General features: G+C 44.2%; 22 protein-coding genes, 7 tRNA genes and 3 rRNA genes. 23 read left to right on the forward strand and 9 right to left on the reverse strand.

The features are described 5' to 3' along the window. Window positions 1–72: 72 nt before the first annotated feature. From rplM to NSQ52_RS00925, 6 genes are all read left to right on the forward strand, one after another. Window positions 73–510, forward strand: coding sequence for a 50S ribosomal protein L13 (rplM, locus tag NSQ52_RS00900; RefSeq protein WP_003217042.1), 438 nt, complete (start codon window positions 73–75; stop codon window positions 508–510). A 20-nt stretch (window positions 511–530) separates the two neighbouring features. Then, window positions 531–923 (forward strand): 30S ribosomal protein S9, encoded by a 393-nt coding sequence (rpsI, locus tag NSQ52_RS00905; protein ID WP_007496354.1) that lies wholly within the window; start codon window positions 531–533, stop codon window positions 921–923. A 176-nt stretch (window positions 924–1,099) separates the two neighbouring features. Next, the gene (locus tag NSQ52_RS00910; RefSeq protein ID WP_342473809.1) at window positions 1,100–1,615 is read left to right on the forward strand and encodes a GNAT family N-acetyltransferase; all 516 of its coding nucleotides are present in this window, start codon (window positions 1,100–1,102) and stop codon (window positions 1,613–1,615) included. A 97-nt stretch (window positions 1,616–1,712) separates the two neighbouring features. After that, complete coding sequence (locus tag NSQ52_RS00915; RefSeq protein ID WP_342473810.1) at window positions 1,713–2,459, forward strand: amidohydrolase family protein; 747 nt, start codon at window positions 1,713–1,715, stop codon at window positions 2,457–2,459. Between the two features lie 36 nt (window positions 2,460–2,495). Continuing rightward, window positions 2,496–2,969 carry a GNAT family N-acetyltransferase gene (locus tag NSQ52_RS00920; protein ID WP_342473811.1) on the forward strand — a complete coding sequence of 158 codons (474 nt, stop codon included), beginning with the start codon at window positions 2,496–2,498 and terminating at the stop codon, window positions 2,967–2,969. 110 nt (window positions 2,970–3,079) lie between these two features. Next, the gene (locus tag NSQ52_RS00925; protein ID WP_342473812.1) at window positions 3,080–4,078 is read left to right on the forward strand and encodes a serine hydrolase; all 999 of its coding nucleotides are present in this window, start codon (window positions 3,080–3,082) and stop codon (window positions 4,076–4,078) included. Window positions 4,079–4,115: 37 nt separating this feature from the next. Here the strand turns inward: NSQ52_RS00925 and NSQ52_RS00930 are convergent, their stop codons facing one another. Further along, window positions 4,116–4,685 carry a DUF4825 domain-containing protein gene (locus NSQ52_RS00930; protein WP_058337236.1) on the reverse strand — a complete coding sequence of 190 codons (570 nt, stop codon included), beginning with the start codon at window positions 4,683–4,685 and terminating at the stop codon, window positions 4,116–4,118. 147 nt (window positions 4,686–4,832) lie between these two features. On the opposite strand from NSQ52_RS00930, the gene NSQ52_RS00935 reads away from it, so the two are divergent. From NSQ52_RS00935 to NSQ52_RS00945, 3 genes are all read left to right on the forward strand, one after another. Continuing rightward, a complete protein-coding gene (locus NSQ52_RS00935; RefSeq protein WP_035389125.1) occupies window positions 4,833–5,276 on the forward strand; it encodes a YbaK family protein in 444 nt (147 codons plus the stop codon). A gap of 58 nt (window positions 5,277–5,334) precedes the next feature. After that, window positions 5,335–6,048 carry an N-acetylmuramoyl-L-alanine amidase CwlD gene (gene cwlD / locus NSQ52_RS00940; protein WP_058337237.1) on the forward strand — a complete coding sequence of 238 codons (714 nt, stop codon included), beginning with the start codon at window positions 5,335–5,337 and terminating at the stop codon, window positions 6,046–6,048. A gap of 103 nt (window positions 6,049–6,151) precedes the next feature. After that, window positions 6,152–7,210, forward strand: coding sequence for a P-loop NTPase (locus tag NSQ52_RS00945; RefSeq protein WP_342473813.1), 1,059 nt, complete (start codon window positions 6,152–6,154; stop codon window positions 7,208–7,210). Window positions 7,211–7,248: 38 nt separating this feature from the next. Here the strand turns inward: NSQ52_RS00945 and gerD are convergent, their stop codons facing one another. After that, window positions 7,249–7,827 (reverse strand): spore germination lipoprotein GerD, encoded by a 579-nt coding sequence (gene gerD / locus NSQ52_RS00950; protein ID WP_007496366.1) that lies wholly within the window; start codon window positions 7,825–7,827, stop codon window positions 7,249–7,251. Between the two features lie 90 nt (window positions 7,828–7,917). Here gerD and NSQ52_RS00955 point away from each other — a divergent pair, with 90 nt between their 5' ends. Continuing rightward, window positions 7,918–8,520, forward strand: a complete 603-nt coding sequence (locus NSQ52_RS00955; RefSeq protein WP_008345196.1) for a KinB-signaling pathway activation protein — start codon at window positions 7,918–7,920, stop codon at window positions 8,518–8,520. Here NSQ52_RS00955 and pdaB read toward each other — a convergent pair. Then, a complete protein-coding gene (gene pdaB / locus NSQ52_RS00960; RefSeq protein WP_342473814.1) occupies window positions 8,513–9,277 on the reverse strand; it encodes a polysaccharide deacetylase family sporulation protein PdaB in 765 nt (254 codons plus the stop codon). The genes NSQ52_RS00955 and pdaB overlap by 8 nt on opposite strands. Window positions 9,278–9,651: 374 nt before the next feature. On the opposite strand from pdaB, the gene NSQ52_RS00965 reads away from it, so the two are divergent. The 7 genes from NSQ52_RS00965 (at window position 9,652) to NSQ52_RS00995 (ending at window position 17,507) form a co-directional block, all read left to right on the forward strand. Then, window positions 9,652–11,200, forward strand: a 16S ribosomal RNA gene (locus tag NSQ52_RS00965). A 182-nt stretch (window positions 11,201–11,382) separates the two neighbouring features. Continuing rightward, window positions 11,383–14,313: ribosomal RNA gene (locus NSQ52_RS00970) — 23S ribosomal RNA — on the forward strand. 61 nt (window positions 14,314–14,374) lie between these two features. After that, a 5S ribosomal RNA gene (gene rrf / locus NSQ52_RS00975) occupies window positions 14,375–14,490 on the forward strand. The 16S, 23S and 5S rRNA genes sit together here with 2 tRNA genes alongside, the layout of an rRNA operon. Before the next feature lie 43 nt (window positions 14,491–14,533). Further along, window positions 14,534–14,608 (forward strand) — tRNA-Asn (locus NSQ52_RS00980). Between the two features lies 1 nt (window position 14,609). Further along, window positions 14,610–14,682, forward strand: a tRNA-Thr gene (locus NSQ52_RS00985). Between the two features lie 358 nt (window positions 14,683–15,040). Continuing rightward, complete coding sequence (locus tag NSQ52_RS00990; protein ID WP_327872048.1) at window positions 15,041–16,480, forward strand: SulP family inorganic anion transporter; 1,440 nt, start codon at window positions 15,041–15,043, stop codon at window positions 16,478–16,480. A gap of 61 nt (window positions 16,481–16,541) precedes the next feature. After that, a complete protein-coding gene (locus tag NSQ52_RS00995) occupies window positions 16,542–17,507 on the forward strand; it encodes a bile acid:sodium symporter family protein (RefSeq protein WP_035390705.1) in 966 nt (321 codons plus the stop codon). A 38-nt stretch (window positions 17,508–17,545) separates the two neighbouring features. Here NSQ52_RS00995 and NSQ52_RS01000 read toward each other — a convergent pair whose 3' ends face one another. From NSQ52_RS01000 to murQ, 6 genes are read right to left on the reverse strand one after another with little or no spacing between them, the layout of a single operon-like run. Then, window positions 17,546–18,793, reverse strand: coding sequence for a DUF1343 domain-containing protein (locus tag NSQ52_RS01000; protein ID WP_007498566.1), 1,248 nt, complete (start codon window positions 18,791–18,793; stop codon window positions 17,546–17,548). A gap of 11 nt (window positions 18,794–18,804) precedes the next feature. Continuing rightward, window positions 18,805–20,724 (reverse strand): glycoside hydrolase family 3 protein, encoded by a 1,920-nt coding sequence (locus NSQ52_RS01005; RefSeq protein WP_342473815.1) that lies wholly within the window; start codon window positions 20,722–20,724, stop codon window positions 18,805–18,807. A 13-nt stretch (window positions 20,725–20,737) separates the two neighbouring features. Then, window positions 20,738–22,093 carry a penicillin binding protein PBP4B gene (pbp4b, locus tag NSQ52_RS01010; protein WP_342473816.1) on the reverse strand — a complete coding sequence of 452 codons (1,356 nt, stop codon included), beginning with the start codon at window positions 22,091–22,093 and terminating at the stop codon, window positions 20,738–20,740. Window positions 22,094–22,105: 12 nt separating this feature from the next. Beyond that, complete coding sequence (locus NSQ52_RS01015; RefSeq protein WP_342473817.1) at window positions 22,106–23,485, reverse strand: PTS transporter subunit EIIC; 1,380 nt, start codon at window positions 23,483–23,485, stop codon at window positions 22,106–22,108. Further along, complete coding sequence (locus NSQ52_RS01020; protein ID WP_007498558.1) at window positions 23,482–24,351, reverse strand: MurR/RpiR family transcriptional regulator; 870 nt, start codon at window positions 24,349–24,351, stop codon at window positions 23,482–23,484. The genes NSQ52_RS01015 and NSQ52_RS01020 overlap by 4 nt, the downstream gene beginning before the upstream one ends. Before the next feature lie 12 nt (window positions 24,352–24,363). Beyond that, window positions 24,364–25,275, reverse strand: a complete 912-nt coding sequence (gene murQ, locus NSQ52_RS01025; RefSeq protein WP_342473818.1) for an N-acetylmuramic acid 6-phosphate etherase — start codon at window positions 25,273–25,275, stop codon at window positions 24,364–24,366. Window positions 25,276–25,495: 220 nt separating this feature from the next. Between murQ and NSQ52_RS01030 the strand changes: the two genes are divergently transcribed. The 6 genes from NSQ52_RS01030 to rocF all read left to right on the forward strand — a co-directional run bounded on the left by NSQ52_RS01030 (window position 25,496) and on the right by rocF (window position 26,965). Beyond that, a tRNA-Glu gene (locus NSQ52_RS01030) sits at window positions 25,496–25,570 on the forward strand. A gap of 6 nt (window positions 25,571–25,576) precedes the next feature. Beyond that, window positions 25,577–25,652 (forward strand) — tRNA-Val (locus tag NSQ52_RS01035). Window positions 25,653–25,655: 3 nt separating this feature from the next. Continuing rightward, window positions 25,656–25,728: transfer RNA gene (locus NSQ52_RS01040), tRNA-Thr, on the forward strand. Between the two features lie 28 nt (window positions 25,729–25,756). Next, a tRNA-Tyr gene (locus NSQ52_RS01045) sits at window positions 25,757–25,841 on the forward strand. 4 nt (window positions 25,842–25,845) lie between these two features. Continuing rightward, window positions 25,846–25,917, forward strand: a tRNA-Gln gene (locus NSQ52_RS01050). A 136-nt stretch (window positions 25,918–26,053) separates the two neighbouring features. Beyond that, a complete protein-coding gene (rocF, locus tag NSQ52_RS01055) occupies window positions 26,054–26,965 on the forward strand; it encodes an arginase (protein WP_039170230.1) in 912 nt (303 codons plus the stop codon). The last annotated feature ends 17 nt before the right edge of the window (window positions 26,966–26,982 follow it).

Here is a 26,982-nt window from a genome sequence, read left to right on the forward strand (position 1 = left end):
TTATCTGTGTTTTGAAATAGAACGTAGCATTTGATTCAGGAAAATTCATTGATTTATTTAGGAGGGAAACTCATGCGTACAACACCAATGGCGAACGCAAGCACAATTGAGCGCAAATGGCTAGTGGTTGATGCGGCAGGCAAGACTCTAGGTCGTCTTTCTACTGAAGTAGCATCACTTTTGCGCGGTAAGCACAAACCAACTTATACACCACACGTTGATACAGGTGATCACGTGATCATCATCAATGCTGAGAAAATCGAATTAACTGGTAAGAAATTGACGGACAAAATTTACTACCGTCATACGATGCACCCAGGTGGTTTGAAACAAAGAACTGCTCTTGAGATGCGTACAAACTACCCTGAAAAAATGTTGGAGCTTGCTATCAAAGGTATGCTTCCAAAGGGTCCACTAGGTCGTCAAATGTTCAAAAAATTAAATGTGTACCGTGGTTCTGAGCATCCACATCAAGCACAACAACCTGAAGTTTACGAACTTCGCGGTTAATTATAAGGGAGGTTAACAATTTGGCACAGGTTCAATATTACGGTACAGGTCGTCGTAAAAGTTCTGTAGCGCGCGTTCGCTTAGTTCCAGGTGAAGGCCGTATCGTCGTTAATAATCGTGAAATTACTGAATACATTCCATTCGCTGCTTTAATCGAAGACGTGAAACAGCCTTTGAACATCACAGAAACAGCTAACAGCTACGATGTTCTTGTAAATGTTCACGGTGGTGGATTCTCTGGTCAAGCTGGAGCAATTCGTCACGGTATCTCTCGTGCTCTTCTAGAAGTAGATCCTGAGTACCGTACACCACTTAAACGTGCTGGACTTCTTACTCGTGACTCTCGTATGAAAGAGCGTAAGAAATACGGTCTTAAAGGCGCACGTCGCGCACCTCAGTTCTCAAAACGTTAATCAATATTATATTGTATGGACGTTTTACAAGGGTTTGTACAGACAAACCCTATATGAAAAGCATCAGCATCCTGCTGGTGCTTTTTTATTTGTGTTTTTTTCTGTCTGGAAACATATAAAATAGGATCATAGTCAGGTTTCTGTTTAAAAAATGATGTTAAAGGGGGATGGCATTTATGAATCTAACAACAGAAAGATGTCTCATTCGACCGTTTAATGAGGATGATTGGCAGGATGTCTATGCATATACATCTGATCCGGTGGTGATGAGGTATATGCCAGAAGGTGTTTTTTCTAGAGAAGAGGCGCAGCAATTTGTCAAAGATAATCGTCTTGAGACGGGCAAGAATTTTGCTGTTCTATTAAAAGAAGATCATACATGCATCGGGCATATCGTGTTTCATCCTTACTTTGGTGAGCACACATATGAAATTGGCTGGGTCTTCAATTCTGCATATCAAAACAAAGGCTATGCATCAGAAGCGGCGTATGCTGTCCTGCATCATGGTTTTCACACAATGAATTTACATCGAATTATTGCCACTTGTCAGCCTGAAAATGTGCCGTCATGGAGAGTGATGGAGAAAATGGGGATGAGAAGAGAGGGATATTTTAAAAAATGTATACCACAAGGAAATGAGTGGTGGGATGAGTTTTATTATGCCATCTTACGAGAGGAATGGAAAACTTGATAAGTTTTCATGATATGAAGTAATTCGTCATTCCAAATATCCCTTGGCTTGCTCTATTGATATAATCAGGTCAAATAAGCAGAAGAGGGGCGCGGGCATGAGGATCTTTGATGCACATTTTCATATCATTGATTTTGATTTTCCTATTCAAGAAAACCAAGGATATACACCGCCGAGTTATGCGGTGAATGATTATAGGAGAGAGACGGCTGATTTAGGGATTGTAGGTGGAGCGATTGTATCAGGGTCATTTCAGGGCTTTGATCAAGGCTATTTGTTGAAATCACTAGATGAAATGGGACCAGCTTTTTGCGGTGTGACACAATTACCTTTTACAGCAACTGACGATGAGATTGTTCATTTGGATCAACAAGGGGTAAAGGCTTTACGTTTTAATGTGAAGCGGGGCGGTTCGGAGGATATTTCAAAGCTCGACTATTTTGCGAGAAGGGTGTATGAGCTGGCTGGGTGGCATAGTGAGATTTACATAGACGCTAAGCATCTCCCTGACATCTCATCAACGCTTGAACAGCTGCCGTCCGTTTCCATTGATCATCTAGGCTTATCTGAAGAAGGCTTGCCGCATTTGCTCAAGCTGGTTGATAAAGGGGTTCGTGTGAAAGCGACTGGCTTTGGACGTGTAGATTTACATGTTGAACAGGCATTGACGTCTATTTATCAAACGAATCCTGATGCACTGATGTTTGGTACAGACCTGCCCTCTACAAGGGCGAAACGGCCATTTGAATACGGTGATGTTAAATTGATTCAACAGATGTTTGATGAGGAAGCGGCGGATAAAATTTTATATGAGAACGCTATCAATTGGTATTTTGGCAAATGAATAAAGGCTTCCATTCCGTGATAGGAGGGGTGTTCATTGAATCTGAATCAATTGACATTTAGAGAAGCCGTCCAAGGAGACCTCGACAACATCGTTTTGATGCTTTCAGATGACAAATTAGGCCAAAAGAGAGAACGCTACACTCGTCCATTATTAGAAAGCTACCTCAATGCCTTTCATTCGATCGAAGCGGATCCCAATATTGAACTAATCGTCGCTTGTGATCGGGACGAGGTAGTCGGTGTTCTCCAATTAACAATGACCCCATTTCTAACGTATCAAGGAGGATGGAGAGCTTCAATAGAAGGAGTTCGTACAGCCTCGACTCATAGAGGAAGAGGAATTGGCACATTGTTGATCAAACGGGCTATTCAACGCGCAAGTGACCGCGGGTGTCATATGATTCAGCTGACAACAGACAAACAGAGGCCAGAAGCACGCCGTTTTTACGAAAAGTTGGGATTTGAAGCTACACATGATGGGATGAAACTGCATCTTCTTCGTAAATAAACACATCAAGAAGCAAAGGTATTCACAGCCCTTTGCTTTTTTGTGCCTTTGTTTCAAATATTTGTTATATTGGAGACGAGAATCTATAGTGGTTTGGAAAGGAGAAACATTTGAAGAAAACAAAAGAGGATCTTTTGGCATTTGTCACGAAAAACAAAAAGGACGTATCAGTAACAATTATTGAAAATGAAGATGTGGTATTAGATTGGAATGGTGATCAAAAAACACCACTTGCAAGTACGATGAAATTAATGGTTTTGTTTCATTTTGTTAAAGCTGTATCCAGCGATGACATCAAGCTAGATGAAAAAGTGACATTGTCTGATATAGAGCGGTTTTATATTGATAGAACCGATGGCGGTGCTCACACATACTGGCTGGAGGTCAACGATTTTTCTGAGCATGCAACTTTATTAGATGTTGCCAAAGGGATGATGCAATTCAGTTCGAATGCTTGTACTGATTATTTGATTGACCTGCTGGGCTTAGAGAAGATCAATAATCAGATGAAACAAGCAGGTCTTACAGAACATGATGAACTCATGCCGCTGACACCTATGGTGTTGTGGCCAGCCTATGTATCTGATCATGAGCAGGATGCATTAAAGAAAATAAGCGATGTAACTGATGAACAATACAAATCTCTGATGATTGAGATTTTTCATATCATGAAAAATGACACGGAGCATAAAAAGGCGTTAGAAGAAAAATTGATGAAAAAGAACTTGTTAAGCTTGCGTATTCAATCATTACTGACGAAAAAGATGACAAGGTCTACAACGAATCAATATGCACATTTTATGAAACGTCTACAGGATGAGCTGTTAACAACAGAAGAAAAGCGTCTTTTTAGCCAAATTGTGCTGGGAGAAACATTGAAGACGGAAACAGATCAATATATTTGGTATAAAGGTGGATCGACGTTGTTTGTTGTCACTGCTGCCTTATATCGAAAAACGGATACATCAACTATATCGATTTCTCTATTCATCAATGACCTGAAAGCGGAGAATTCTCACTGGATGGGGGAAGTGTTCAATGAATTTATACTTACCGTAGTAGCAGATCAAAACTTTCGACAACGATTGATTCAAGCTTTTACTACATAATTATCAAAAAACAGAGGGTGACGCCCCTCTGTTTTTATTATTTCTTGATGGGAAACGCTTTGTATACATCTTGACGTTTATCTTTTGACTTCACAACTCCATCAACCAGTTCCTTTTGCCAAAGCGCTGTATCGTCTTTGTACTCTTTAAAAGAGTGAGGCAGCTTTTTTTCTAGCTGTTTTCTTTTAAACGTGACGGATGGCTCGTCTTTAGCGTTCATCTTGAGTGTCACTTGCTCCACATTATCGATAAGAATAAAAAGTGCCAATGCATTATATAAGTAGTTTTTTTCAATGGTATCCTTCTTATCAAACCAAAATGAATCAAACTGTTCTTCTGTATCATTGGTATTTTCTTTCACGCCGTATGTCACTTTTAGCGCTTTTTCATCTACGATTTCATACTCGCGAATCACGTTACCTGGAAGATCTGATAAAATAGCGCCGACTGCTCCATTGTCTCCAATATAAGAATTTTTGTGTTTGGAGAGCTGTTTTAATGATATGTCTTCTATTCCTTTTATGTCGCTCTTCTGCTCGGTCGCTTGACTGCCGCATCCAGATAAGACGACTGTTAGTAGCAACAGGATATACATCCACTTCTTCATGAATTTTGCCCCTTTTCTATTCTTTCTATATATAAATGTTCATTTTATCACAATTTCCCAATCCGTTAGCGCATTGATTTCCATTTACTGAACTGCATGTTTTGTTCAAACCAACGAACAATACAAAGAAAAAAAGGAGTTCAGTCCATGGCAGAAGTTCTTTCATTTTATCAATTGAAAACAAAACGAGATGTCACGCTTGAAAAGAAGCTGTTGCGTACATTGTCTCTTCAACAGGTGACGGTCGCTTCCGAGAAATTCACGAGGAAGCTGTTCCCATTTGCAGATGATCCAGCTGGGATTATGAGTGATGGCTGTATCGATTTCGCCATTGAGGCTTTTTTAGCAGGTGGGAGATACGGTGAGTCGAGTAAGTATGGTGAATCCTTCGATGATATAAAAAAGCGGTCAGTTCATGAAGAAGATGAGCTGGTTGAGGAGCTAGCAGGGTGTTTGCAATCATGGGGGAATATGTTCCGAATGGAGCGTAAGATGTCGTGTCTGTATCCATTTGCGAAGGAATTTTTAAGTAAGTGGTGGCAGGAAGGCTTTCGGGAATCAGAAAAAAGGCATAAGCTTCGACTGCACTAAGCATATTTCCAGCCCTTGTCCCATATCTATAAAATAATGGTGTATGGGAGGGACAGGGATGAAAAGAAAGCTGAAATGGACAGGGTTTTTAATCGGGTTTATTGTCCTCTTATTCTTATTCAGATTTCAGTTTCTAAATGATGATTCGTGGAAATCGTGGAACTTGCCTTTGAGCGGCAAGATCATCTATTTAGATCCGGGTCACGGCGGTCCAGATGGCGGGGCCGTAGGAGGAGAGCTGCTCGAAAAAGAGATTGCACTGGATGTGTCCATGAAGATAAGAGACTATTTGCAGGAGCAGGGAGCGCTTGTTCTCATGACCCGGGAGGATGACACTGATTTATCATCAAAGAATACAAAGGGTTATGCCCGAAAGAAAGCGGAGGATTTGAGAAACCGTGTGAAAGTCATCAATGAATCTGAAGCGGATCTCTATTTAAGCATTCATTTAAATGCGATTCCATCGAACAAATGGAGCGGGGCACAGACGTTCTTTTACGGAAAGTATGAAGAGAATGAAAAAGCAGCGAAGTTCATTCAAGATGAATTGCGCAACAACCTTGAAAACACAGATCGCAAGGCGAAGCGAATCAATGGGATTTATTTAATGCAAAATGTCACGAAGCCAGGAGCGCTTGTCGAAATCGGATTTTTATCGAATCCAAAAGAGGCTGGTCAGCTGGCGACTCCTAAATATCAGGATCAAATTGCTGCTTCGATTTATAAAGGCATTTTAAGATATTTAACAGAGCAAAAAGAGCCGCCTGAATAAGGGGCTTTTTCCTGTTTATCGCAGGCAAAGAGGACAGACATTGTAAGGATATGTATGATATACTTGGATTGTAAACGAATTCAATAAAGGGTGAGGTTCTGCTATGATCGGACAAGATGATGTGAGAAAACTAGTTGGGAAGATGGACGAACCTTTCCTTCATATACCGCTTGGTGAGCTGGATGCCATCAAGGAAATCAGCCTAAAGCCTGAAAAAGAGCATGTGAGCTTAAAAGTGGCGATTGCCAAAACAGGCACTGCTGAGCAGATGAAGCTGCAGCAAGACATCGTACAAGCTTTAAAAGCAGCGGGCGCGAACACTGTAGGACTTCGTTTTGAAGAACTGCCTCAAGAAACGCTTGAAAAGTTTATGCCGTCACAGGATGAGGAAGAAAATTTGCTCAACTCTAAAAATCCACCTGTGTTCTTAGCGATTGCGAGTGGAAAAGGCGGAGTTGGGAAATCAACCGTTTCCGTTAACCTGGCTGTGGCACTGGCTCGTCTAGGGAAAAAAGTGGGACTGATCGATGCTGATATTTACGGCTTTAGCGTACCGGATATGATGGGAATCACCGTCAGACCGACAGTTAAAGGGGAAAAAATTATTCCTGTGGAACGCTTTGGCGTCAAAGTGATTTCAATGGGCTTTTTTGTTGAAGAAAACGCACCGGTCATTTGGAGAGGACCGATGCTTGGTAAAATGCTAAATAACTTCTTCCACGAAGTAGAGTGGGGAGAATTAGATTACTTACTATTAGACCTTCCGCCTGGAACAGGTGATGTGGCACTTGATATTCATACGATGCTTCCGAGCTGTAAAGAAATCATTGTGACGACACCGCATCCAACAGCGGCTTTCGTTGCTGCTAGAGCAGGCGCAATGGCACTGCAAACAGATCACGAGGTGCTAGGGGTCGTTGAGAATATGAGTTACTATGAAAGCAAAAAAACAGGTGAGAAGGAATATGTCTTTGGTAAGGGCGGCGGGGATAAGCTGGCGGAGGAACTGCGTGTATCAGTTCTTGGTCAAATCCCTTTAAGACAGCCTGATTGGAGTGAGGACGATTTTGCACCTTCTGTCTATGATGCGAGTCATCCGACAGGGGAAGTGTATCAACACATTGCCAATAAAGTCATTGAACAATTAACAGTGAAAGCATAATGAAAGCCCGAGTGGACCTTGTGCCACTCGGGTGATGTTTAACTGCCGCTTCCTTGTGAACCGGAATCATTGCTGCTTTCAGAGACTGCTTTTTTTAGCTCATCTTCGAATTTCTTCTTATAGAGAGGGCTGCTTAATGTTTCTGTAATAACTTTCTCTAAGTGCTTTCGGAACTCTTTGCTTTTGACCAGTTCACCGTATTTCTTTTCCATTTCAGGATCCTTGAGAATATCCATCATCATTTGTTGATAGTCAGGGTCCTTCATCAATTGTTTTAACATCTTTTCATGCTGTTGCTGCATGGATTTTGCGAAAGTCTCGGCAAATTTAGAATCCTCAAAGACCTTCTTCCAGAACTCTTTGCCTTTATCAGAAGTTAGTGTTTTCTCTATTGTTTTTTTCACAGTTTGTTCATCCATTACCAAAGCTTCATTCATTGCCTCGTCATTTAATAACTGTTGAATGGCCTTTTTACCGTCATCTGTTTTCAAAATATCGACGACCATTTTTTTCGTTTCGTCATAGTCCATATTAGATGAGGATTGGGTTTTGGGAGCACAAGCTGTTAGAGATAAAAGAAGAAAACAGCTCATTATACGCAAGATGCCTTTTGACATACTGTGGCTCCTTTCGTTACATGTCTTACTTTTAATATGAATGTTTCACATGAATTTATACATAACAAAAATAGGGGTTGGGTCATTTCAATGAAAAGTCGGGATTTAGTTCGTTTTTTCTTCTCTGTGCTGGCTGTTGGAGCGGTCATTACAAGCGTGGTAGGTTTTGCGCTGGAGTGGGGGAAATATCAGAAGCTGTTTGTATCGTTTGAGATTTTAGAGATTGCGTCTGTGTTATTTTGGTTTATTGGTGTGGGGATGATCTTTAGTGTAATCAGTCAGATGGGGTTTGTTGTCTTTTTGACAGTGCACCGGTTTGCGCTGGAGATTTTCAGGTCGCATTCTTTATGGAATACCATTCAGTTATTCCTTGTGATTTTCGTGCTGTTTGATTTAGCTTATTTGCGATTTTTGTTTTTCGGGGAGAATGAATCATTTCTTCCATACTTGTGGCTGCCTGTTTTTATCGGTGTGTTTGCATTGATCGTGTCTTATTTTAAACAGCAGCAGTCCTCTAAGAAAACATTTATTTCTGCAATGTTTCTCATGGTCGTGATCACGTCGTTAGAATGGTTTCCGGCGCTTAGAGTCAATGAAGAGGACTGGCTGTATTTAATGCTATTCCCGCTATTAGGTTGTAATGCGTTTCAGTTATTAGCTATGCCGCGGTTTTCAAAAGCAAAAGCTACTTAACCTCAGTTGACTTTGTTTTTGTATTAGAGATAAGCTCGCCAACCGTGACGTTTCTTAAATTTTGATCTTTTAAGTGTTTTAAAATAGCTGGTAAGGCTTGAGCGGTTTGGGTGGCTGAATCTGAGGCGTGAAGGAGAATGATGTCTCCGCTTTTCATTCGATCATTTACATTATGAACAATCTGGTCGACGCCCGGGTTCAGCCAATCTTGAGAATTGATGCTGTAATGGACAACTGTATAGCCATACTGTGTTGCAATTTTCAATACCGTTTCATTAAATTGCCCAGTTGGCGGTCTTAATAATTGAATGTCTTCCAGTCCAAGCTTTTGGAATGTATTTTGTGCACGGACAAGATCTCGCTTAATTTCGTTTTCTTCAAGCTGGCTATAATTTTTATATGCATAGCCAAGGCTGCCGATTTGATGGCCGTCCTCTTTAATCCTTTTCACAATATCCGGGTGACGCTCAGCCCAAGAAGCAGACAGAAAGAAAGTGGCGTTCTTTATATCGTACTCTCGGAGGACATTTAAAATAGGAACAGCCTTCTCGTCTCCCCAGCCAATATTAAACGTAAGGGATGCGTATTTTGATGAGGTCTCTCCTTTATAAATTGCTCGGGGTCCTTGTTCTGTTTTAAATACCGACAGCGGCGGTGCCTTTTGTACATAAAAAAAGGTTGCAGCTGCAAGGGCTGCTACAAGAATAATGACTACTTGCTTCAGCCGTTTAATAGGCAACACATATAATCGACTCAATTCAAACACTCCTGCCTTGTCCAAGATTGTTACTTGATTGTATGCAGGACAAGGGTTTAACATGCACGATAAAACTATTTTAAAAAAAGTTCTGAAAAGGCGTTGACCAACAGAATGTTTTCGTGATATATTATTAATCGTCGCTGACACACAGTGACAAACACAAACGCTTCGGGAAATAAACTTGAAAAAAGTTGTTGACATAAGATGAAGCGAAATGTTATATTATTAAAGCCGCTAAGAACGGCGAAGATGATCTTTGAAAACTAAACAAGACAAAACGTACCTGTTAATTCGAGTTTTTATAAAAAATCCTATGATACATCATAGGTAGTCAGTCAAACTGGCGAAAAGCAAAACTTCGGTTTTGTACTTTTTCGGAGAGTTTGATCCTGGCTCAGGACGAACGCTGGCGGCGTGCCTAATACATGCAAGTCGAGCGGACAGAAGGGAGCTTGCTCCCGGATGTTAGCGGCGGACGGGTGAGTAACACGTGGGTAACCTGCCTGTAAGACTGGGATAACTCCGGGAAACCGGAGCTAATACCGGATAGTTCCTTGAACCGCATGGTTCAAGGATGAAAGACGGTTTCGGCTGTCACTTACAGATGGACCCGCGGCGCATTAGCTAGTTGGTGAGGTAACGGCTCACCAAGGCGACGATGCGTAGCCGACCTGAGAGGGTGATCGGCCACACTGGGACTGAGACACGGCCCAGACTCCTACGGGAGGCAGCAGTAGGGAATCTTCCGCAATGGACGAAAGTCTGACGGAGCAACGCCGCGTGAGTGATGAAGGTTTTCGGATCGTAAAGCTCTGTTGTTAGGGAAGAACAAGTGCAAGAGTAACTGCTTGCACCTTGACGGTACCTAACCAGAAAGCCACGGCTAACTACGTGCCAGCAGCCGCGGTAATACGTAGGTGGCAAGCGTTGTCCGGAATTATTGGGCGTAAAGGGCTCGCAGGCGGTTTCTTAAGTCTGATGTGAAAGCCCCCGGCTCAACCGGGGAGGGTCATTGGAAACTGGGAAACTTGAGTGCAGAAGAGGAGAGTGGAATTCCACGTGTAGCGGTGAAATGCGTAGAGATGTGGAGGAACACCAGTGGCGAAGGCGACTCTCTGGTCTGTAACTGACGCTGAGGAGCGAAAGCGTGGGGAGCGAACAGGATTAGATACCCTGGTAGTCCACGCCGTAAACGATGAGTGCTAAGTGTTAGGGGGTTTCCGCCCCTTAGTGCTGCAGCTAACGCATTAAGCACTCCGCCTGGGGAGTACGGTCGCAAGACTGAAACTCAAAGGAATTGACGGGGGCCCGCACAAGCGGTGGAGCATGTGGTTTAATTCGAAGCAACGCGAAGAACCTTACCAGGTCTTGACATCCTCTGACAACCCTAGAGATAGGGCTTTCCCTTCGGGGACAGAGTGACAGGTGGTGCATGGTTGTCGTCAGCTCGTGTCGTGAGATGTTGGGTTAAGTCCCGCAACGAGCGCAACCCTTGATCTTAGTTGCCAGCATTCAGTTGGGCACTCTAAGGTGACTGCCGGTGACAAACCGGAGGAAGGTGGGGATGACGTCAAATCATCATGCCCCTTATGACCTGGGCTACACACGTGCTACAATGGACAGAACAAAGGGCTGCGAGACCGCAAGGTTTAGCCAATCCCACAAATCTGTTCTCAGTTCGGATCGCAGTCTGCAACTCGACTGCGTGAAGCTGGAATCGCTAGTAATCGCGGATCAGCATGCCGCGGTGAATACGTTCCCGGGCCTTGTACACACCGCCCGTCACACCACGAGAGTTTGCAACACCCGAAGTCGGTGAGGTAACCTTTATGGAGCCAGCCGCCGAAGGTGGGGCAGATGATTGGGGTGAAGTCGTAACAAGGTAGCCGTATCGGAAGGTGCGGCTGGATCACCTCCTTTCTAAGGATATATGGAGCAGCGTACGTTTTTCGTCTTGTTTAGTTTTGAAGGATCATTCCTTCAAACATGTCTCTAGCGAGACAGGATTGTTCTTTGAAAACTAGATAACAATAAGTAATACATTCACATTGAATGCAATGCAAAGTTCATCACACATAGTGATTCTTTCTAAAGTAAGAAATGGTTAAGTTAGAAAGGGCGCACGGTGGATGCCTTGGCACTAGGAGCCGATGAAGGACGGGACGAACACCGATATGCTTCGGGGAGCTGTAAGCAAGCTTTGATCCGGAGATTTCCGAATGGGGAAACCCACTGCTCGTAATGGAGTAGTATCCATACTTGAATACATAGAGTATGAGAAGGCATACCCGGGGAACTGAAACATCTAAGTACCCGGAGGAAGAGAAAGCAAATGCGATTCCCTGAGTAGCGGCGAGCGAAACGGGAACAGCCCAAACCAAGAGGCTTGCCTCTTGGGGTTGTAGGACACTCTATACGGAGTTACAAAGGAACGATATAAGCGAAGAGGTCTGGAAAGGCCCGCCAAAGAAGGTAACAGCCCTGTAACTGAAATGTTGTTCTCTCCAGAGTGGATCCTGAGTACGGCGGAACACGTGAAATTCCGTCGGAATCCGGGAGGACCATCTCCCAAGGCTAAATACTCCCTAGTGACCGATAGTGAACCAGTACCGTGAGGGAAAGGTGAAAAGCACCCCGGAAGGGGAGTGAAATAGATCCTGAAACCGTGTGCCTACAAGTAGTCAGAGCCCGTTAACGGGTGATGGCGTGCCTTTTGTAGAATGAACCGGCGAGTTACGATCCCGTGCAAGGTTAAGCAGAAGATGCGGAGCCGCAGCGAAAGCGAGTCTGAATAGGGCGCATGAGTACGTGGTCGTAGACCCGAAACCAGGTGATCTACCCATGTCCAGGGTGAAGTTCAGGTAACACTGAATGGAGGCCCGAACCCACGCACGTTGAAAAGTGCGGGGATGAGGTGTGGGTAGGGGTGAAATGCCAATCGAACCTGGAGATAGCTGGTTCTCTCCGAAATAGCTTTAGGGCTAGCCTCAAGGTAAGAGTCTCGGAGGTAGAGCACTGATTGGACTAGGGGCCCCTACCGGGTTACCGAATTCAGTCAAACTCCGAATGCCGATGACTTATCCTTGGGAGTCAGACTGCGAGTGATAAGATCCGTAGTCGAAAGGGAAACAGCCCAGACCGCCAGCTAAGGTCCCAAAGTATACGTTAAGTGGAAAAGGATGTGGAGTTGCTTAGACAACCAGGATGTTGGCTTAGAAGCAGCCACCATTTAAAGAGTGCGTAATAGCTCACTGGTCGAGTGACTCTGCGCCGAAAATGTACCGGGGCTAAACGTATCACCGAAGCTGCGGACTGTTCTTACGAACAGTGGTAGGAGAGCGTTCTAAGTGCAGTGAAGTCAGACCGGAAGGACTGGTGGAGCGCTTAGAAGTGAGAATGCCGGTATGAGTAGCGAAAGACGGGTGAGAATCCCGTCCACCGAATGCCTAAGGTTTCCTGAGGAAGGCTCGTCCGCTCAGGGTTAGTCGGGACCTAAGCCGAGGCCGAAAGGCGTAGGCGATGGACAACAGGTTGATATTCCTGTACCACCTCCTCACCATTTGAGCAATGGGGGGACGCAGGAGGATAGGGTAAGCGCGGTATTGGATATCCGCGTCCAAGCAGTTAGGCTGGGAAATAGGCAAATCCGTTTCCCGTGAAGGCTGAGCTGTGATGGCGAGCGAAATTTAGTAGCGAAGTTCCTGATTCCACACTGCCAAGAAAAGCCTCTAGCGAGGTGAGAGGTGCCCGTACCGCAAACCGACACAGGTAGGCGAGGAGAGAATCCTAAGGTGATCGAGAGAACTCTCGTTAAGGAACTCGGCAAAATGACCCCGTAACTTCGGGAGAAGGGGTGCTTCTTAGGGTGTTAAAGCCCCGAGAAGCCGCAGTGAATAGGCCCAGGCGACTGTTTAGCAAAAACACAGGTCTCTGCGAAGCCGTAAGGCGAAGTATAGGGGCTGACGCCTGCCCGGTGCTGGAAGGTTAAGAGGAGCGCTTAGCGTAAGCGAAGGTGCGAATTGAAGCCCCAGTAAACGGCGGCCGTAACTATAACGGTCCTAAGGTAGCGAAATTCCTTGTCGGGTAAGTTCCGACCCGCACGAAAGGCGCAACGATCTGGGCACTGTCTCAACGAGAGACTCGGTGAAATTATAGTACCTGTGAAGATGCAGGTTACCCGCGACAGGACGGAAAGACCCCGTGGAGCTTTACTGCAGCCTGATATTGAATGTTGGTACAGCTTGTACAGGATAGGTAGGAGCCTTGGAAACCGGAGCGCTAGCTTCGGTGGAGGCATCGGTGGGATACTACCCTGGCTGTATTGACCTTCTAACCCGCTGCCCTTATCGGGCAGGGAGACAGTGTCAGGTGGGCAGTTTGACTGGGGCGGTCGCCTCCTAAAATGTAACGGAGGCGCCCAAAGGTTCCCTCAGAATGGTTGGAAATCATTCGCAGAGTGTAAAGGCACAAGGGAGCTTGACTGCGAGACCTACAAGTCGAGCAGGGACGAAAGTCGGGCTTAGTGATCCGGTGGTTCCGCATGGAAGGGCCATCGCTCAACGGATAAAAGCTACCCCGGGGATAACAGGCTTATCTCCCCCAAGAGTCCACATCGACGGGGAGGTTTGGCACCTCGATGTCGGCTCATCGCATCCTGGGGCTGTAGTCGGTCCCAAGGGTTGGGCTGTTCGCCCATTAAAGCGGTACGCGAGCTGGGTTCAGAACGTCGTGAGACAGTTCGGTCCCTATCCGTCGCGGGCGCAGGAAATTTGAGAGGAGCTGTCCTTAGTACGAGAGGACCGGGATGGACGCACCGCTGGTGTACCAGTTGTTCTGCCAAGGGCATCGCTGGGTAGCTATGTGCGGACGGGATAAGTGCTGAAAGCATCTAAGCATGAAGCCCCCCTCAAGATGAGATTTCCCATTCCGCAAGGAAGTAAGATCCCTGAAAGATGATCAGGTTGATAGGTCTGAGGTGGAAGCGTGGTGACACGTGGAGCTGACAGATACTAATAGATCGAGGACTTAACCTATATTCTAATGTGAAAAATGAACATTGTTATCTAGTTTTGAGAGAACATTCTCTCCATCAGGTTTGGTGGCGATAGCGAAGAGGTCACACCCGTTCCCATACCGAACACGGAAGTTAAGCTCTTCAGCGCCGATGGTAGTTGGGGGTTTCCCCCTGTGAGAGTAGGACGCCGCCAAGCTTTTTGTTTATATCCTTCCAATGGAAGAAGTTACTTTATCCATTCCGCAGTAGCTCAGTGGTAGAGCTATCGGCTGTTAACCGATCGGTCGTAGGTTCGAGTCCTACCTGCGGAGCCATGCTTCCATAGCTCAGTAGGTAGAGCACTTCCATGGTAAGGAAGAGGTCAGCGGTTCGAGCCCGCTTGGAAGCTTTCCTCTATATGATAATGGTAAATGTTAAGGTTTCTCGTTGATGAGAAGGCTTTTTTTGTTTGTTTTAAAATAAATTGACGTTTATTGATCTTAGTCAGGCTCATGAAAATAGAAAATGACTCGAGCGATTTTGATGGAAGCTTTGCCTTAGCTTTCTATATACTCCTTCTATTTGTTCTTGATTCTTCGGCGTATTTCTTTTATCCTTACTAAAGTGATGACTACCTCTCTTACAAAAGACTCTGTACGTTCCTCTTTTTCCCCGAAAATGATTATTGTTTTTTCCTTTCTGTATCTCCGAGTTTTATTCGCCTTCTTTTTCCTTGTACGGTATGTATATAAAAAGGAGTAGATGGTTTGAAAGATTTATTTGTAAAGCAAGAATGGTTTGGACATGTGCGTCAGGATGTGCTGGCGGGTATTTTAGTGGCCTTGGCTTTGATTCCTGAGGCGATTGCGTTTTCGATTATTGCGGGCGTTGATCCTAAGGTCGGTTTGTATGCTTCGTTTTGTATTGCGATTGTGATTTCGTTTGTTGGTGGACGGCCAGGTATGATCTCTGCCGCTACTGGGGCTATGGCGCTGGTCATGGTCAATTTGATTGCAGATCATGGATTGCAGTATTTGTTCGCAGCTACGATTTTAACAGGCTTGATTCAAATTGTGTTTGGATTGTGCCGTGTTTCTCGTCTGATGAAATTTATTCCGAGGTCTGTGATGGTTGGTTTTGTCAATGCGTTGGCAATTATGATCTTCATGGCACAGCTGCCGCATTTCGTTGGGGAATCCATGGCTATGTATGTCATGACAGGTGGAGCATTGTTGATCATTTATGTATTGCCGATGGTCACAAAAGTTATTCCCTCTCCACTTATTGCAATTATTGTGATGACGATGATTGCTGTATTTGGGCATATTGATGTCAGAACGGTTGGGGACATGGGAGAGCTTCCTGGCTCTTTGCCAACTTTTCTTATTCCCAATGTACCGTTTAGCTGGGAAACACTTGCTATCATTTTTCCTTATTCCTTAGCACTTGCGATGGTTGGTTTACTTGAATCTTTATTAACAGCGCAGATTGTAGATGATATGACGGAAACGTCTAGTCGTAAAAATAAGGAAGCGAGAGGCCAAGGAATTGCCAATGTGGTGGCAGGATTTTTTGGCGGTATGGCTGGCTGTGCGATGATTGGTCAATCTGTGATTAATACAAAGGCAGGGGGACGAGGCAGACTTTCTACCTTTGTGGCTGGTGCATTTTTAATGGTATTGATTTTTGTGCTCGGTGATGTGGTTGTTCAAATTCCCATGGCTGCTCTTGTGGCTGTCATGATCATGGTTTCTATTGGTACCTTTGATTGGAGTTCATTCCAGCAGCTGAAAAAGAACCCAAAAACAGATTCTCTTGTGATGCTTGTCACGGTCGTGACGGTGGTGTTCACTCATGATTTATCCAAGGGTGTTTTTGCAGGAGTGCTGCTTAGTGCCGTATTCTTTGTGGCTAAAATATCAAAACTGCATATTACCTCTACAGAAAGCCAAGCTGGTACATGGGTTTACCGAATTAAGGGTCAAATTTTCTTTGCTTCCGTGACTGAATTGATTCAAGCCTTCCATCATGGAAACGACCTGAAAACGGTTGTGATTGATTTGTCTGAAGCGCGTATATGGGACGAATCAGGTGTGGCCGCAATTGAACGTGTGAAGGAAAAATATCGTACAGCTGGTGTAGAGGTGGACGTAGTTGGAATGGATACGTCTAGTCAAAAACTGATGAAACAAGTGATCGGATCTTAAGAAGACTTTTCTGTTTGTTACAATAGAACAAGGAAGAAAGTGAAGGATGGAGGTGGCCGGCATGCTTGTCCGTTTGAATCAGGTGCTCGGCCGGATGATGCCGCTCATTACGCCTGTCAGCGTGCTACTTGGTGTATTATTGGCGGCGTATTTAAAAGATTTCACCTTTTTGGTGCCTTGGGTGTTTGCTGTGATGACATTTTCAGGGAGCTTGTCATCTACTTTTTCAGCTTTAAAGCATACGGTGATGCATCCATTGCCTTTGATTTTATCGTTTATGATTTTGCATGTGCTGATGCCCCTTTATGCATGGTCAGCGGGGCATTTGATATTTGCGGGCGATTCTATGACGATCACCGGTTTGACGCTTGCGATGGTGATTCCGACAGGTGTGTCTAGTTTAATATGGGCGGCAATGTATAAAGGGAATGTGGGGTTAACGTTATCTATCATATTAATTGATACATTGCTTTCGCCATTGATTGTACCAGTAAGCTTGTCAATCTTCGTTGGTACACAGGTCCATATGGACATGGTGGCGATCATGAAAGGACTATTCGGTATGGTGGTGCTGCCCTCTATTTTAGGGATGCTCGTTCGTCAGTATGCAAAGCCATCGGTGACAAAAGCAATGAGTCAGACCTTGGCTCCTTTTTCAAAATTAGGCTTGTTTGTTGTCGTATCGATTAACAGTTCTGTTGTCGCCCCATATTTGCGTGAACTGGATGCTGCATTTTTTAGCAAAGCAGCGACTGTCTTTTTCATTGCGATGAGTGGGTATGCGTTTGCGTGGTTGATTGGAAAGGCGATGAAATGTACCCAAGGAGAAATTGTGGCGATTGTGTATACGGGCGGTATGCGGAACATTAGCGCGGGTGCTGTGCTTGCCATTAGCTTTTTCCCGCCTGCTGTTGCTGTTCCTGTTGTGATTGGCATGCTGTTTCAGCAAGTGCTTGCAGCCTTGTTTGGCTTTTTACTTCATCGTTTCGAGCTGAAAGTACCTGCTGTGACTAAGTCTTTATCATGAAAAAACCTCCATCCTTTAAGATGGAGGCTTTTTTGCGATTAATAGATGAGGTATTTCTTCCGTTTCTTTTCGAACGTTTTCAGGTCATGGTGGTATTGTTTCATGATGTGTTTGATGGAAGTGCCTTTATTGATTTCTTCTTTGATCCAGCTATTCCCGATGAGTTTATCAAAGCTGCCTGTTTGTAGGAATTGAAAGTCATTAGGATACAAGTCATGTATTGCTTTGATGATGGATAGACCTGTTTTGACTGCTTCGAATGATTTTCGGTCTGTGACATAAAGCTGTACCCCGTGAGACAAAGTCCCGGCATGTTTTGAAAAGGTAGGGGTAAATGAAACAGGTCTAAATTGAACGCCTTTTAGTTTTAACCCATTTAAATGATCTGCTAGCTCGTTGCTATTGATATATGGAGCGCCAATGAGTTCGAACGGTTTTGTCGTTCCTCTGCCTTCAGAAACGTTTGTGCCTTCGATTAATCCTGTTGCTGGGTAAACAAAGGTACTATCAACGGTCGGCATGTTAGGTGAAGGGAGGACGAACGGCAGCTTCGTGTCATCGAACGTCATGGATCGTTTCCAATGTTTCATTTTGATCACTTTTACATCAGCGTTGATATGAAACTCTTTATTAAACATGTATGCAAGTTCTCCAGTTGTCATCCCATGTCTTAATGGGATGGGATAGAGACCTACAAAAGAGGCGTGTTCTGGCTCTAATACGGGTCCTTCTACTTTTAGCCCGCCTATGGGGTTTGGACGATCTAAGACAACAAATGGAATGTTGTTTTCCTTAGCTGCTTCCATTGCATACGCCATCGTGTAAATATAGGTGTAATAACGAGTACCAACGTCTTGAATATCAAATAGCAGGACATCTACATTTTTGAGCATTTCAGGAGTTGGCTTTCTTGTTTTTCCATAAAGAGAGTAAACAGGCAGGCCCGTTTTTTCGTCGGTATACGATTCGACGCCTTCTCCTGCTTGTGCATCACCGCGGACGCCATGTTCAGGCCCATACAAGGCAGTCAGTTTAATATCGGGGTGTTCAAATAGCAGATCGACACTGCTTTTCATGTTTGCATCAATGCCTGTAGGATTCGTAATAAGCCCTACTTTTTTCCCTTTAAGCCAAGAGAGGTTACTTGAGAGTAATGTTTCGATACCTGTTTTGACTGTTGCTTTTTTTCCTTTTGTATCTGTTCGTTCTGAATCTGCGGGGGAGGCGGCGGTCAATGTGCTGATCATGAGAATGCTAGCGAGTATCAAGCTTGCTGTCTTTTTCAAGAGAATCCCTCCTATTTGATCTGTTTTCCTTTTAAATTGAGTCCATAGCCAAATGGGTAAAGGGTTTGATTAGGATGAGTGACTGATGGGATAGCGACGGGTAATTTCCCTTTAGGTGAGGTCGCTCCAAAAATCACTTCTAGTCCCGCAGGAATATTCGGTTGATTGAATTGTCCGTTTGAGTACCCTTTAAAACCGTACACAGCCAGTAAGGCATCGGCTTCCTCGAAATTTGCCGCATCATAAGGGTTTCTAAGACTCATGATGACCAATTTTTTGTTTTGTGCTGCTGCTTCTTTCATGACAGCACGAGGGAAGGCCGTTGCCCATTTTTTCGGATCCTGTACACCGTCATCAATGACGCCATCATTCACAGCCGGGTCATTTTGGACAACGTAAGAGCCGGTAATGACATAGTCAGCATCTTGAATGAGTTTGGCTGTTTCTTTGGAGAAGCTCTTATCTGCAAATGCGTATGATTGGATACGCACAGGTTTGATCTTTTTTTGCTTGATTAGTGATTCAATTGTGACGGACATTGCTTTTGTTTGATCTTCGTACGGTGCCATGAGTACGATTTTGTCATTCTTTTTAGGCCTAAAAGGCAAGGTTTTGTCGTTGTTTTTAAGGAGAGTGATTCCTTCGCGTGCCATTTTTTGTTCTGCTTTTCGGTGCGACTTTTGACCAACGAGCTGTGTGGCTTTTTTGATTTTCTTCTCAAGGCTTACTGGTTTATTGGTGGAAATGACGCCGCGTTTGATCTTTAATTGAAGGATTTTTTCGACAGATTGATTGATCTGGGACATTGGAATTTCGTTTGTGAGAACTGCTCTTTTTAAAGCATTGAACACATTCTCTAAGTTTTTTTCTGTCTTTAAGGACGTGACAGGTGCTGGCATGAGGGCAATGTCGACGCCTGCTTTAATAGCCATTACCACAGCTTCTTCCTGTCCGAAGTTATCTGCAATCGCTTTCATATTGAGGGCGTCTGTTACAACCACTCCTTGAAAGCCCATGTCTTCTTTTAATAAATTTGTGATGACTTTTTTTGATAAGGTTGCTGGAACCATAATGTCCTCGCCATCTTTTTTGCTTTTATACGTTGTGTCATCAATGGCTGGGAATTGAACATGAGCGGTCATGACCATATCTGCCCCTGCGTTGATTGCTTGTTGAAATGGATACAGCTCCACCTTTTTAAGACGATCTAGATTATGTTCTACAAGCGGAAGACCGTAGTGACTATCAACAGCTGTATCACCATGTCCCGGGAAATGCTTTAATGTGGAAATGGTCTTTTCCTTTTGAAGTCCTTTCATGGTTTGCAGACCGAGTCTCGTGACAAGTTCAGGGTCAGAGCTAAAGGAACGGACACCGATGACGGGGTTATTCGGGTTATTATTTACATCAAGAACAGGAGAGAAATTTGTATTGATACCTAGAGCGTTTAATTCTTTGCCGATGATTTTTCCAGTGTCATAAGCATTTTTCTTACTTCGAGAGGCACCAATCGACATATTTCCTGGGAAATGTGTTCCCTTTTGTAGTCTTGTGACGATTCCGCCTTCTTGATCAATGGAAATGAGTAAAGGAATGTTGGGTGATGCTTGTTGAAATTCATGTGTGAGTTTGACGGTTTGTTTCGTATCAACGACATTTTCTGCAAATAAGATGACACCGCCTAAATGATATTTCTCTACAAGGTGAGAAACTTCTTTATTCATTTTTGTGAAGCCTGTAGGAGCGGATTCACCTTCTGCTTGCCAATTGCGAAAGTCTGGCATGAGCATTTGGCCAATTTTTTCATCCAAGGACATGTCCTGAACCATTTGTTTGGCAGTTGGGAGAGGGGCGGAGCTCACCTTTTCCGTTGGAATGGAAGAGGTGAGCAGGGCCAAAACGAGTGCAGCGGGGAACAGAGCTTTTAACATCGAATTCCTCCTTTTACTTAAAAGATTCGTAGATTGCAGTCATGATGCTTTCATAAGTACCAGTTGGGAAAAGGTCACCTTCAAATTGATTTGGGTTGACTTCAGGTGAAACGACGGGTGAATGTTTTTTATTTGTCAGCAAGACGACGCCTAGATTGTGTTTTGGATCAATCAATGTCATCGTTCCGGTCCAGCCTGTGTGTCCATACGCTTCTTTACTTGCGTATTTCCCAAACATCCATTCCATGTCAGTATTGCCGTTTTTCCGCCAGCCTAGCCCGTAAGTTGGGTTCGTGTCTGATGATTCCGTAAAGAGATCGATAGAAGCTTGGTCAAAGATGGTTGTTTTCCCATAGCCTCCTTTATTGAGCATCAGCTGAAGCAGTACGGCCATATCTGATGTATTAGAGAAAAGTCCAGCATGTCCGGAGACACCTGCCATTGAGTAATAGGCTTTCTCATCGTGGACTTCACCTAGCAGGGTGTACCTGCGAATGTTTTCAAAATCAATGACACCATCGCGTGTATTGCCTAGACGCTCGGTTGCTGCAAAATGCTTTGGCTTGAATCCCTTTTTCAGCGGATTGAACATGGTATGTTTTAGACCAAGCGGTCGATAAATCGTCGACTCTACATATTGATCAAGTGGCATACCGGTTTTTTTCTCAATGATCATGCCTAACAGCATGTAATCAATATCACTATAAATATGCTGAGTGCCTGGCTTGTATTGCAGAGGCACCTTTGGTAGCCATTTCATGGTTGTTTGTCTATCTTGGGAGAAAAAAGAGCCCGCTTGCTCTTTGCTATAAAATAAAACACTGGAAGGCAGTCCGGCAGAATGGGTGAGAAGGTCTTTGACTCGAAGCTGATCTTTGCCGGTTACCTTTGCATCTGGTTCATCTTGAAAGTCAGGCAGGATGGTTTGTATTTTTTCATTTACATCTAGTTTTTGTTCATATACTAGCTTTTGCAGGGCATAGTTGGTGGCATACATTTTAGTATTGGATGCCAAATCGAACAGTGTGTTCTTTTTCATTTTCTTATAGAATTTGAGTTCTGTTGTCCCTTTATATTTTTGTCTGTAGCCATAGGCTTTTTGATGGACGATCTGACCATCCTTGATAATGATGAGTGCTGCCCCTGGAAACCCTGCTTTGATATCGTTTTGAATCATGTGATCAACCTTCCTAAGCTGCCTAGAAGAAAAACCTACTTGTTCCGGTCGTTTTGCTTTTTTTAAGACGGGATATTCTTCAGGTGCTGTTTTAGACAAAGACGATACAGGATGGGAGCTAGTTGCAAATGTTTGTACTGGTAACCCTAGGAGCATGAACAGAGTTGTGATGATGAGAAAATATTTCTTCAAGAGCTAGACCTCCTATTGCTTATTTTCCTCGAATTCAACAGCCATATCATCATGAAATCCAAATAAGTATGTGAAGATAAATCCAGCGACATATGCAATGAAGAGACCTATTAAGTAAAGCAGCATTTGATGTGTGTGAACGATAAAGGTTAATGGGAGACCTGATACCCCGATTGCTTTAGTGGCGATTTGGAAATAGGCTTGAAATGCTCCACCGATTCCAGCGCCGAGACAAGCAGTGAGGAAGGGTCTTCCGAGCGGGAGTGTGACACCGAAAATGAGCGGTTCTCCAATTCCAAGCAATCCTGAAGGAAGTCCGCCTGCAATGGCTCTTTTCAGCTTTTTCTTTTTTGTTTTCATATAAATGGCAAAGGCAGCACCGACCTGTCCTGCGCCTCCCATAGCGAGGATTGGCAGAAGCGGGTCATCTCCAATTGAATTAATCAGTTCCATATGAATAGGTGTTAGGCCTTGGTGAAGTCCAGTGACAACAAGGGGAAGGAAGGTCGCACCAAGGACAAATCCGGCAAAAATACCGCCAATGTTTAATAGATAAGTAAGTCCAGAGGTGATGGCATCAGATATAAATCCGCCGACTGGCATGAAGATAACGTACGTGAAAATGCCTGTAATGAGTAGTGTGATGGTTGGTGTGACGATGATATCGAGTGATTGCGGGACGAAGCGTCTGATCCGGGTCTCAACAAGTGCCATAAAAATAGCTGCAAGAAGAACACCGATAAGTCCGCCTCTACCTGGTAGAATATTAGTGCCAAATAACATAATATCAGCGGCAGCTGGGTTAATGATGAGAATACCTGCTAATGCGCCTAATGCAGGAGAGCCACCAAATTCTTTTGCGGCGTTTGTTCCTACTAATATACCGAGATAAGCAAACAAGCCTGAGCCTATAACGGTTAGGATAATCGCAGCTTGAGATTTTTCATCGAGCCAGCCTGCTTGCACGACCGCTTTTGTAATACCCGTTATAAGACCCGATGCAACGAGTGCTGGAATAATGGGAATGAAAATGCTGGCGATCCGCCGTAAGAACAGCTTGAATGGTGTGCGGTTCTTTTGTGAAATGGCTTGTTTGTTTTTCTGTGCTTCGTTGTTTAAGTCATATGAACCTGAGGCATTGAGTAGCTGTTCAAACGCACTTGATACTTGGTTGACAACACCTGTGCCTAAAATGATTTGCAGTGTTTCCGCTTCGACGACGCCAATGACGCCATCGAGTTCTTTGATCGCGGTGGTTTGCACTTTTTCACGATCAATGGGTGTAATTCGAAGACGTGTCATACAATGTGTGTGGGAAGAGATGTTTTCAGAACCACCACAGAGTGAAAGGATGTCTTTCGCCAACTGCTGATATTTCTTTTGATGACTCATGTTGAATCCCCCTTTGTTTTTCGTTTCATGGAGCGGATGGCATGCCTTGTTTTGTCAATATATTGTGCCGTCTGTTCATATTGACGAGAGGCTAAACTGAGGAACAAGACATCGATTAAATAGAGCTGTGCCATTCTAGAGGAAGTGGCAGCACTGCGAAAAGGTGCTTCATTGGAACCAGACGTCGATAGATGAACATCACACAATGCAGAAACGCTTGTATGCCCTGGATGTGTTAAAGCAATGGTTTTTACTTCATTTTCTTTGGCGAGCTGAAGGGCTTGGATGATGTCTAACGTTTCTCCAGAAAAGGATATACCGAACACAATGTCATTCTTTCCAGCATTTGCGATGACCGTAGATGCGATGTGCATGTCAGTAAAGGCTGTAGCTGCATAATTGATTCTGAGAAATTTCTGCTGGGCATCAGCTGCGACGATGCCAGATGCACCCACACCGATAAAATGGATTTGGTTTGCATTCAGCAGCAGTTGAACAGCTTTTTCTAAAGCTTCTACATTTAAAATAGAGGCTGTATCTTTGATCGATTGAATGGTGTTTCCTGCTGTCTTTTGAATAATGGATTGAAGTGGTTCATCTTGTTCGATATCCCGGTAGCCTTGTTTATCAGTGTGCATTAAATCTCCAGCGATCCGCATTTTCAAATCGTGATAGCCATCCAGCCCGAGAGACTTACAGAGGCGGATGACGGCAGAGCTGCTTGCACCGGCAGCCTGACTGATTTCATGCACTGTGCTTTTAATGACTTTGTCAGGATGGGCAAGGATATAGTCTGCAATGATTTTTTCAGATTGGGGAAGCTTTGATTTCATTGTGTGTAGTAGGGTGAGTCCGCCTGCTGACATGAGTTTCCTCCTTTAAGATTGATGACGTAAGATGGCTTTGTCGATGTGACCATCTGCTTTGTTGAGCAGGTCTTTGGCTGTCTTTTTATCTGTTTTGGTTTGGAGCATGACGATGGCTGTTTTAACTTCTAAATCGGCTGCTTCAAGGGCTTTTACGGCTTGTTCGTAGGAAGCATTGGTCACATGCTGAATGATGGTGATGGCGCGTTCTTTCAGTTTATGATTGCTTACTTTTACATCTACCATCAGGTTTTCATATACTTTGCCTTGTCTGATCATGACAGAGGTGGAAAGCATATTTAAAATCATTTTATGAGCGGATGCGGCTTTCATTCGTGTTGACCCAGTGATGGCTTCTGCTCCTACGACGACTTCAATGGCGCAGTCTGCTAGTTCGCTAATCTCTGCTTGTTCATTGCAGCTGAGGGCTACTGTTTTTGCTCCAATGGTTCTAGCATAGTTTAAAGCGCCAATGATATAGGGTGTTCTACCGCTCGCCGCGATGCCGACAACCGCATCTTTTGATGTCAGGTGAATGTGTTCTAAATCTTTTTGACCAGCTTCTTCACTGTCTTCCACATCTTCTGCTGCATGTGAAAAGGCAGAGTCTCCACCGGCCATGATGCCTACGATGACATCAGGTGAAATGCTATAGGTAGGTGGACATTCGACCGCATCCATTACCCCAATTCTGCCGCTTGTTCCAGCGCCTAGATAAATGAGTCTGCCCCCATTCGAGATGGATTCAAAGGCCAAGTCACTTGCTGTCTTTACGTCTGGAAGGACACGGTTGACGGCTTGAGCGACCTTCATATCTTCCGCATTTATCATTTGGAGTATTTCTAGCGGGCTTGCTTGTGAAATTCTCATGGTGTTAGGGTTTCTTGATTCTGTTGTCAAAGAACGCAGTTGAGATGGCTGCATGTGACATACCTCCTTATTTCTTCATTTTCAGTATATTGAGTATGACATGAAATTTCAATATTATATTTAAATACTGAAATTATATTTCAGTCGAAATGTTGTGCTGATGAGGGTTGAATAGTTAGAAAATAAAAAAAATAAAAATCCCCTTTACAAAAGGGGGACAACCTGTATATAATAACTTTTGTCAGCTTCACGGAAACAGTAAACTTGACAAACTGGCCCGTTGGTCAAGCGGTTAAGACACCGCCCTTTCACGGCGGTAACACGGGTTCGAATCCCGTACGGGTCACCATCATGTGGAGGATTAGCTCAGCTGGGAGAGCATCTGCCTTACAAGCAGAGGGTCGGCGGTTCGAGCCCGTCATCCTCCACCATATGCCGGTGTAGCTCAACTGGTAGAGCAACTGACTTGTAATCAGTAGGTTGGGGGTTCAAGTCCTCTTGCCGGCACTGTTTTTCTTTTATCAATTCCATATGTGGAGGGGTAGCGAAGTGGCTAAACGCGGCGGACTGTAAATCCGCTCCCTCCGGGTTCGGCGGTTCGAATCCGCCCCCCTCCACCATTTTTGGGCTATAGCCAAGCGGTAAGGCAACGGACTTTGACTCCGTCATGCGTTGGTTCGAATCCAGCTAGCCCAGTTAAGACACCTTTTTAAAAAAGGTGTCTTTTTTTATTTTGACGATTGGAATGTATAACTATTCAAAATATTGTTGAGTTGAGTCAGAAGGCACCGAGAAAGTAAAATATAAGCATGAACGGAAAGGGGATGTACATATGGGAGATCAAAAGAAGGTCACGATTGTTGGGGTGCCGATGGATCTCGGTCAAATGAGAAGGGGCGTCGATATGGGGCCGAGTGCCATTCGCTGTGCTGGTGTAAAAGAAAAATTGGAATCGCTTTCATTTGATGTCGAGGATTTAGGGGATATTCCCGTTGAGCAAAGAGATGATGAGAAAGGTCTCTATACAAGTGAAAAACTGAAAAACTTAACGGAGAATGCTGGCGCAAACCAGCTTCTTGCTGAAAAGGTTAGCAGTATTGTGCAGTCAGGTTCGTTTCCGCTGATTTTAGGCGGGGATCATAGCATTGCAATTGGTACACTAGCCGGTGTAGCCAAACATTATGAAAATTTGGGTGTCATTTGGTATGATGCGCACGGTGATTTAAATACAGAGGAAACTTCTCCTTCTGGAAATATTCATGGGATGCCGCTCGCTGTCAGTCTCGGCTTTGGGCATGCTGATTTAATCAATATTGGCGGTTATACACCTAAAGTAAAGCCTGAGAATGTGATCTTGATCGGTGCTCGTTCTTTAGATGAAGGAGAGCGGGCATTGATTAGAGAAAAAGGCATTAAAGTGTATACGATGCATGAAATCGATCGATTAGGGATGACGAGAGTGATGGAGGAAGCCATTGCGTATTTAAAAGAAAGAACAGATGGTGTTCATTTGTCACTTGATTTAGACGGCCTTGATCCAGCGGAGTGCCCTGGCGTGGGAACGCCGGTTGCTGGCGGCATCAGTTATAGGGAGAGTCATTTAGCAATGGAGCTTTTAGAGGAAGCAGGTATTTTGACTTCTGCTGAGTTTGTTGAGGTGAATCCGGTATTAGATGAGAAAAATAAAACAGCAGAAGCGGCAGTTGCATTAATTGGTTCTTTAATGGGTGAAAAGCTATTATAGAGCGGGACTTGTTCCCG

It is taken from the genome of Bacillus sp. FSL W8-1141 (assembly GCF_038593205.1).
GTDB lineage: Bacteria > Bacillota > Bacilli > Bacillales > Bacillaceae > Bacillus > Bacillus altitudinis.

What these genes read in the sequence shown, in the direction of transcription:
- rplM (WP_003217042.1), top strand. Translation starts at nt 73, where the DNA reads ATGCGTACAACACCAATGGCGAACGCAAGCACAATTGAGCGCAAATGG.
- NSQ52_RS00910 (WP_342473809.1), top strand. Translation starts at nt 1,100, where the DNA reads ATGAATCTAACAACAGAAAGATGTCTCATTCGACCGTTTAATGAGGAT.
- NSQ52_RS00915 (WP_342473810.1), top strand. Translation starts at nt 1,713, where the DNA reads ATGAGGATCTTTGATGCACATTTTCATATCATTGATTTTGATTTTCCT.
- NSQ52_RS00930 (WP_058337236.1), bottom strand. Translation starts at nt 4,685, where the DNA reads ATGAAGAAGTGGATGTATATCCTGTTGCTACTAACAGTCGTCTTATCT.
- NSQ52_RS00935 (WP_035389125.1), top strand. Translation starts at nt 4,833, where the DNA reads ATGGCAGAAGTTCTTTCATTTTATCAATTGAAAACAAAACGAGATGTC.
- cwlD (WP_058337237.1), top strand. Translation starts at nt 5,335, where the DNA reads ATGAAAAGAAAGCTGAAATGGACAGGGTTTTTAATCGGGTTTATTGTC.
- NSQ52_RS00945 (WP_342473813.1), top strand. Translation starts at nt 6,152, where the DNA reads ATGATCGGACAAGATGATGTGAGAAAACTAGTTGGGAAGATGGACGAA.
- gerD (WP_007496366.1), bottom strand. Translation starts at nt 7,827, where the DNA reads ATGTCAAAAGGCATCTTGCGTATAATGAGCTGTTTTCTTCTTTTATCT.
- NSQ52_RS00955 (WP_008345196.1), top strand. Translation starts at nt 7,918, where the DNA reads ATGAAAAGTCGGGATTTAGTTCGTTTTTTCTTCTCTGTGCTGGCTGTT.
- NSQ52_RS00995 (WP_035390705.1), top strand. Translation starts at nt 16,542, where the DNA reads ATGCTTGTCCGTTTGAATCAGGTGCTCGGCCGGATGATGCCGCTCATT.
- NSQ52_RS01005 (WP_342473815.1), bottom strand. Translation starts at nt 20,724, where the DNA reads ATGTTAAAAGCTCTGTTCCCCGCTGCACTCGTTTTGGCCCTGCTCACC.
- NSQ52_RS01015 (WP_342473817.1), bottom strand. Translation starts at nt 23,485, where the DNA reads ATGAGTCATCAAAAGAAATATCAGCAGTTGGCGAAAGACATCCTTTCA.
- NSQ52_RS01020 (WP_007498558.1), bottom strand. Translation starts at nt 24,351, where the DNA reads ATGTCAGCAGGCGGACTCACCCTACTACACACAATGAAATCAAAGCTT.
- murQ (WP_342473818.1), bottom strand. Translation starts at nt 25,275, where the DNA reads ATGCAGCCATCTCAACTGCGTTCTTTGACAACAGAATCAAGAAACCCT.
- rocF (WP_039170230.1), top strand. Translation starts at nt 26,054, where the DNA reads ATGGGAGATCAAAAGAAGGTCACGATTGTTGGGGTGCCGATGGATCTC.